This window comes from Corallococcus sp. CA047B, assembly GCF_003612065.1.
GTDB classification, from domain to species: domain Bacteria; phylum Myxococcota; class Myxococcia; order Myxococcales; family Myxococcaceae; genus Corallococcus; species Corallococcus praedator.
Genome location: NZ_RAWD01000447.1, coordinates 1 through 6,159, shown reverse-complemented (window position 1 = coordinate 6,159; position 6,159 = coordinate 1). Strand labels below are relative to the sequence as shown.

Sequence of the window (6,159 nt, the reverse complement as noted above, 5' to 3'; positions counted from 1 at the left end):
GAGATGTACGGCTCCGCCGCCCGCATCTGCCGGGCCGTCTCGCCCAGCTCACTGCCCGGCGCGTCCGCCTGCTTCCGTGGCTCCTGGTCTGCCATGCGGACGCCTCACCAAACCCTGGGAAAGTCTTGGGTTTCTCTTCGCCAACCCCGACCCCGCCCATACCCGCGCGGGCGCCGCTTAGCACCGAATGCGCGGCGCGTGCAACCGCTACGGGGACGCCGGGGCGGGTGCTGGCAGCAGGGATTGCCGCACCCGCAAGCGCAGCTACCACGGCCCGGGGAGAAAGGGGGGTTTCTCCCTGGAAGCCCCTGGAGGAAGCGGCGAGCGGGCCGGGGAGCGTCCGGTGGATCAGCAACGGTCTTTCCTTCAAGGGTGACGGGCGGCCGGGCGGCCTGCCCGCCGCCTCTACGCGCCAGGGGTGGGCGTCGCCAGCTTGCTTGAGGACACGCTGGACGCTTCTTCCGCCTTCAGGAGTCACCCATGCCGAAGCCGCTCGAGCTCACCTCGCCGCAGTTCAAGGACGGGATGCCCATCCCCATTGCCTACACCGGCGAGGGCGAGGACAAGGCGCCCCCCCTGCACTGGGAGAACCTCCCCCCGGGGGCGAAGAGCCTGGCGCTCATCGTGGAGGACCCGGACGCCCCGGACCCGGCCCACCCGCAGCGCACCTTCTGCCACTGGGTCCTCTACAACCTGCCCGTCAACGCCCAGAGCCTCCCGGACGGGGCCACCCTGGACGTGCTGCCGGACGGGGTGAAGCTGGGGCTCAACGACTTCCACCGGCAGGACTACGGGGGGCCCATGCCGCCCATCGGCAGCCACCGGTACTACTTCCGGCTGTACGCCCTGGACACGGTGCTGCCGGACCTGGGCCGGCCCTCCCGCGCGGAGCTGCGCGAGGCCATGGACGGCCACATCCTGGGCGAGGCCCAGCTCATGGGCACCTACGAGAAGGCGCATCACCGCGCCGCTTCCGACAAGTCCACCCGCCGCGACGGCAGCCGCAACCACTGATGAGAGCAGCCCTCACGGGGCGGGCAGCTCGCGCAACATCACTGCGGGCAGGCCCGGCACCTTGAGGTACTCCACGCGCGTGGGGCGGGCCTCCACCGGGGGCCAGCCCGGCGCGTCCAGCGCGGCGAGCAGCCCCAGCACCGGGAAGTCGAAGGACTCCACGTGCGGTCCCACCGGGGGCATGGGCAGAAGTCCCCACGCGAGCGACAGGCGCAGCCGCTCGCAGCGGGCCACCTGGGGGACGTAGGCCGGCAGGCGGTTCCCCTGGGGGTTGCCCGCTTCCAGGAAGCGGCACCAGGCGATGGCCTCCTCGCGGTTGAGCACCTCCGGCAGCACGTCCTGGAGGAAGGCCAGACGGAGCGGCGTCAGCTCCGGCCGCTTCGCCTCATCCACCCAGGGGAGCTGTTCGCGCACGCGCTCGGTGCGGTGGTAGTCCATCATCCGTCCGGCGCGGTCCACCACCGTCCGGTCCACGCGGCCGAGCGCCTCCCGCTCCCCCGGCGTCAGCGCCAGCGGGGCCAGCGTCCGGGAAGCATCCCGGGTCCACGCCTCGCGGAAGCGGGGGTCCACGTGCAGCCGCGCCAGTGCTTCCAGCGTCTCCGGATAACCCATGGTCGTGTCCCTTCAGGCCGCGCTCGCGCCGCAACGCTGGAGGATGGCGCGCGCACGCGACAGCTCCTCCACCAATCGCGCGAAGGGCGGAAAGCCGCTGTCCATCTCGAAGTTCACGCCCCGCACCGGACAGCGCGGCGCCACGTACTCCAACAGCCGCCACACCTCTTCGGGTGAAGTCGCCGAGTGGCTGTCCAATCGCAGTCCTTCCAGCGTCATGCCGCCCGCCAGGTGGATCTGCACCACCCGCTCCAGCGGCAGCCTGTCCAGGAAGGCATACGGGTCGAACCCGTGGTTGGCTGCATTGCAATACAGGTTGTGCAAATCCAGCAGCAGCCCGCAGTCCGCGCCCTCCACCATGCGGCGCAGGAAGTCCGCTTCGTCCAGCGTGTTGAGCGGCGTGTGGAAGAGATACGCGATGTTCTCCACCACGAAGGGCACGCCCAGGTCCGCCTGGGCCGCGCGCACGTTGCGCACGCAGGTGGCCACCGCCTCATCCGTCAGCGGCACCGGCGTGAGCGCGCGCAGGGGCAGGTCCCCCACGCGCGTGAAACACAGATGGTCGCCGTGCCACACGCTCTTCGTCCGCTGCGTGATGCGGCGCAAACCCTCGCGGTAGCCGGGCGCGTCCACGCCGTCCGAGCCCACCGACAACTCCAGGCTGTGACCCACCAATGGATAGCGCTTCGCGAGCAGGTCCAGGCGCCGCTCGGAGTCCGCCGTGAGCGGCAGGAAGTGCTCGGGCGTCACCTCCAGCCAGTCCACGCCGGGGTTGCCGCGCGCCAGATGCGGATTGAGGTCCCAGCGGTAGCTGAGCCCCACGCCAAGAAAGGGAAGGCCCACGGTGCGCGCTCCTTGCCCTCAGGCCCGCCGCCGGGCCATCACCTGGAAGTGCTGGCCCAGCACCGCGAAGCCCTCGTGCGCCAGCTTCTCCTGCATCGCCAGGATCTCTTCACGCGCGGCCCACGCGTCCCAGGGCTTGTCGGAGCTGCCCCCGCGCGCGGCGGCCATGGCCTTGAGCATGTCGAAGAACATCACCGGCTTGCCGAAGATCTCCAGCAGCTCCGCGCCCGCGGCCGCCACCGCCTGCTCCAGCTCGCGCACCGTGAACGCGTGCACCGGCAGGCCGTAGGGACACGTCGTCCGGCCGTCCTGGAGCGTGCGGAACGCCTCCTCGGGCCGCCCCATCTTCAGGGCGCCGGAGAAGGCCTCGTAGCGGTTGTCCACGCCCAGCACCACCGGCGCCCCCGGCTTCGCCACGCGCACCAGCTCCTTCACCGCGCTGGGGTACGCGTCCAGGCAGTAGGACACCGGGTCGCCTTCGCAGAACACCAGGTCGAACGCCGCGTCCGGCAGGTCCAGCGCCGCCACGTTGCCCTCCACGAAGGTCACGCGGTCCAACAGGCCCTTCACGCCGAACTGCGCTCGGGCCCCTTCCAGCATGCCCGGAGAGATGTCCAGCACGGTGACGTGGTGGCCCGCCTCCGCGAAGCGGGTGCCGAACTTACCCCCGCCGCCGCCCGCGTCCAGCACGCGCCAGGACGTGCCGTCCCTGGGCAGGAGCGCCTCCACCGGCTTCCAGGTGAGGTGCTCGTAGGTGAGCCAGAACAGCTTGATGGCCATGGCGTTGGGGCCACCCTGGTCGTACTTCGGGGACACCTCGTCGTAGCGGCGCTTGAGGCTGGCGGCGTCGGCGGTGCTCATGGGGGTGCCTTCTTTCAGTAGTTGAAGGAGATCTTCGACAGGATCCGCCGCTCCTGGGAGCCGGCGAAGGGCTGATCCGTGTAGACGAGGAAGATGTCGCTCCATTGGCGGTAATGCCAACCAATCATCGCGTCCAGGAACGTGCCCTTCACGGCGTTGTAGTCCGCCAGCTCATACACATCCCCCTTCTGCAGCGTGAGGCGCGCGTAGAGGTCCGGGCTGAAGTGGTAGCGCAGCTGCGCATAGCCAGAGAAGCTGTAGCCGTCACCGGACACGCCGAAGAGGTCGCTGTTCTCCGGCACGCCGAAGTTGCGCGTGTAGAAGCCGCTGAACCGGGCGACGATGTGCGGCCCCACCTTGAAGTTCACCGCGCCGTTCAGGCCGCGAATCTGTCCGCCCAGGAACCGGCCGCCAATGGCGCTCAGCGTGTAGCTCTGCCAGTCATGCGGGAACAGGGTGAAGCCAAACGTGCCCAGGCGGTTTCGGAACCCCTCGTTGTCGTCGTAGATGCCGTCGAAGATGAGCGCGAAGTCGTGGTGCAGGTACGGCTGGACGTTGAGCCGCTGGCGCCAGCGCGTGCGCTGGTGTTCGTGGTTGCGGCGCCACAGCGTGTCCCACGTCACGTCCAGCCGGGGCAGGAAGCGCCACTTGGGGAACGGGTTCAGGAACAGGTGCGAATTGTAGCCCTGCTTGTCGATGACGGGCGTCCAGCCCAGCGGGTTCGCGTAGTTCTTCCCGATGTCCTCGAACTGCAGCCAGAACTCCGACAGCGTGTCGAAGCGGTGCAGGCCCACGTGGTACGCGTCCGAGTCCTCGTTGCCCAGCGGGCTCCAGCTCTTGAGCGCCTGCGCCTGGATGAAGAACTCCTCGAAGACGTGGAAGTTGCCGTCCACGCCCACCGTCTGGAAGTCCGAGTCCCCGAAGATGCCACCCCGCCCGCTGCGGTTGAGCGCCACGAGCGAAATCATCGATCGCTTGCCAATGTCATGCTGGAGGCGGAGCACACCGGAGTTGACGTTCTCGAAGACGTCCCGGCCGTTCGCGTCCTTGCCGGTGAAGTCGCGGTGCTGGATGTCCATCATCGCGAAGTTCGTGTCGCCCACCTTGCCGGTGAGCTGCAACCCGCCCCACACCCGGTCATGCGGCCGGAGCGCGATGCGGCGCGAGGTGAAGATGTTGATGGGCGCGATGAAGAGGTGCTCGCTCTCCAGGAAGAACTGGCGGCGCTCCGGCAACAGCGGCTGTTCGGTGTCCAGCAGCAGGAAGCCCTGGTCCGCTTCGGAGTCGCTGAAGTCCGGGTTGGCCGTCAGCTTCAACGACAGCCACGGGGCCGGGTCGATGCGCGCGTCCGCGCCCACGTTGGGCCGGAGGGTGCCGCGGTCGTCGTTGTACTTGAGCGCCACCGTGGTGGCCACGTAGGGGGTGATGCTGAAGATGGAGCGCGGGTTGATGTCCTTGAGCCCGTCCAGGTGCGGATAGCGGCTCACCTTCGCGCTGTTCACCCCGTCCGGCGTCCAGTTGCTCCACTCCTGGTTGCGCGACTGTTCGCGGTCCAGGAGCATGCCGAACGTCATCTCCTCCTTCTTCTCGAACTGGAAGTTCGCGAACGGGATGCGCACCTCCGAAATCCACCCGTCCTTCACCACCGTGGACTTCGTCTCCCACTCGCCGCGCCAGTTGGTGGAGAACGCCTCGCCGTCGTCCACGATGCGCCCGTCGGTGCGCACGCCCAGCGGGTTGGTCCAGAAGTAGTACGCGTTGCGGTGGTCCAGGTACGTGTCCAGGATGATGGTGATGTTGTCTTCCTGGTGGAGGAACCCCTCGTTCTGCACCGTGTAGCCGGAGATGCGCTCCGGCTTCGAGTCCAGGCAGTGGAAGAGGAAGTAGAGGTTGTCCTTGTCGTAGAGGATGCGGACCTTGGTGTCGTCCGGCGCGGGACGGCCGTAGTCCACGCGCGTGAGGAACCAGCCGCCAATCTCCGGCGCCGTCTGCCACGCCGGCTCGTCCCCCTTGCCGTCGATGGTGATGACGTCCTTCGTCTGCGTCGCCGTGACCTTGTAGGTCGAATCGGCGAAACCCAGGGCGGGCACCAGCGCGACGCACAGCGCGGTGCCCCAGCGACACACATTTCGAAAGGGGCTCATCCGGGCTCCGTGTTGGGGTTGAGGGCGGTCACCGGGACCGCGACAGGCGAGACGTCGGAGGACTCGCGAACCCTCGACACACAGCCGAGGGCCAGCACGAAGGCCGCCGAGGACAGAAGGAACGTGAAGCCAATGCCGGCCCGCTGCGCGACCAGGCCGTAGGTGATGGGCGCGAGCACGCCCGCCAGCGCCGCGCTGGAGCCCAGCGCGCCCATGAAACGTCCGCGCTCCGTGGGCGACGGCACCTGCTCCACCACCAGCGCGGACGCGGAGCTGCGGTGCAGGCCGTCCGGCACCGCGAGCAGCACCCACGCCCCCACCAGCGCGCCCAGCGCGTATTCGTGCGGCAGCCACCCGGAGGCGCCGAGCACCGCCGCCATCACCGCCATGCCCGCCTGGCCCAGCGTGATGAGGCCCACGCGCCGGGGCAGCCGGTCCGACAGCCGTCCGCCAAAGGGCTGCACGAACGCGAAGACGAGCCACGACACCGCCACCAACGGCCCCACCAGCTCCCGGGGCGCCCCCAATTCCACCGCGTAGAGCGGCAGGTACGTGGGGAACAGCGCCAGCGCGAAGGTGAAGAAGAACTGCCAGAGGAACAGGCCCGAAAGATGCGGGTGGTTCTTCACATACGTGAAGGGAGACAGGAGGCCCTGGAGCGCCAGCGCCCAGCCCGCCCGCACCC

6 protein-coding genes are annotated in these 6,159 nt (G+C 68.9%); 1 reads left to right on the top strand and 5 read right to left on the bottom strand.

Annotated elements, in window-relative coordinates:
* Window positions 1–480 precede the first annotated feature (480 nt).
* The gene (locus tag D7X74_RS38485; RefSeq protein WP_120537940.1) at window positions 481–1,014 is read left to right on the top strand and encodes a YbhB/YbcL family Raf kinase inhibitor-like protein; all 534 of its coding nucleotides are present in this window, start codon (window positions 481–483) and stop codon (window positions 1,012–1,014) included.
* Between the two features lie 12 nt (window positions 1,015–1,026).
* On the opposite strand, the gene D7X74_RS38480 is transcribed toward D7X74_RS38485, so the two are convergent.
* The 5 genes from D7X74_RS38480 to D7X74_RS38460 all read right to left on the bottom strand — a co-directional run.
* A complete protein-coding gene (locus D7X74_RS38480; RefSeq protein ID WP_120537939.1) occupies window positions 1,027–1,626 on the bottom strand; it encodes a hypothetical protein in 600 nt (199 codons plus the stop codon).
* A 12-nt stretch (window positions 1,627–1,638) separates the two neighbouring features.
* A complete protein-coding gene (locus tag D7X74_RS38475) occupies window positions 1,639–2,469 on the bottom strand; it encodes a DUF692 family multinuclear iron-containing protein (RefSeq protein ID WP_120537938.1) in 831 nt (276 codons plus the stop codon).
* 18 nt (window positions 2,470–2,487) lie between these two features.
* Entirely contained in the window at window positions 2,488–3,330 is an 843-nt protein-coding gene (locus tag D7X74_RS38470; protein WP_158622357.1) for a class I SAM-dependent methyltransferase, read from the bottom strand.
* Window positions 3,331–3,344: 14 nt separating this feature from the next.
* Window positions 3,345–5,474: a carbohydrate binding family 9 domain-containing protein gene (locus D7X74_RS38465; protein WP_120537936.1), complete on the bottom strand. Its 2,130-nt coding sequence runs from the start codon at window positions 5,472–5,474 to the stop codon at window positions 3,345–3,347.
* The coding region (locus tag D7X74_RS38460; protein WP_158622356.1) for an MFS transporter at window positions 5,471–6,159 on the bottom strand (689 nt) is incomplete at its 5' end. The genes D7X74_RS38460 and D7X74_RS38465, both read right to left, overlap by 4 nt.